General features: G+C 60.4%; 1 pseudogene. It reads right to left on the reverse strand.

Annotated features, from left to right (window positions below):
- Positions 1-808: pseudogene (locus tag SM765_RS23000) on the reverse strand (IS3 family transposase); the annotation flags it as partial.
- Positions 809-873 lie beyond the last annotated feature (65 nt).

The following is an 873-nucleotide window of genomic DNA, read 5'->3' on the forward strand; positions in this document are numbered from 1 at the left end:
TTGTCGCTGACCACCATGCACGGATAACCGCGCGTTCGGGCGATATTATCGAGCTCACGGGCAACCCGCTGGCCGGAGAGTGAGGTGTCCACGACCGCGGCCAGGCATTCCCGGCTGAAGTCGTCGATGACGCAAAGCACCCGGAACCGGCGCCCGTCCGAAAGGCTATCTGAGACGAAGTCCAGGGACCATCGCTGGTTTGGCCCTTGCGGGATCGTCATCGGCGCACGCGTTCCAATCGCTCGCTTGCGACCGCCACGCTTGCGCACTGTCAGGCCTTCTTCACGGTAGATCCGATAGAGCTTCTTCCAGTTAACTTGCCAGCCCTCTCGGCCCAGTAGGAGGTGCAGTCGTCGGTAGCCAAACCGCCGACGCTCCCCGGAGAGCTCCTTCAGCCGCTCTCGGAGCTCTGTATCCTCAGGCCTGGCTGGTCGCCGCCTGTAGACGCGCGGATCAATCCCGGCCAAGGCACAGGCCCGCCGCTGGTTGTAGTTCTTCTCTGTCATGGCCCAGTCCACGGCTCTCCGCCTTGCACCGGGCTTCAAAAGTTTTTTCCCAGCATTTCCTTCAGCGTGGCCACGTCGAGCATGTGTTCCGCCAGCATCTTCTTCAGCTTCGCGTTCTCGGCTTCGAGCGCCTTCAGCCGTTTGGCCTCCGACACTTCCATGCCGCCATACTTCGAACGCCACTTGTAGAACGTGCCATCACTGATGCCATGCTTCCGGCAGAGCTCCTTGGCCCCGATGCCAGCTTGGTGCTCCTTCAAGATGCCAATGATCTGTTCTTCGCTGAATCGGCTCTTCCGCATCGTTTGTCTCCTCGTTTGGAGAACAGGCTAACTTCAAACCGCGGACTTTTCAGGGGAGCAGGTCA

Origin of the sequence: Pseudophaeobacter sp. 1A09344, assembly GCF_041008745.1 — a bacterium.
Lineage (GTDB): Bacteria > Pseudomonadota > Alphaproteobacteria > Rhodobacterales > Rhodobacteraceae > Phycobacter > Phycobacter gallaeciensis_A.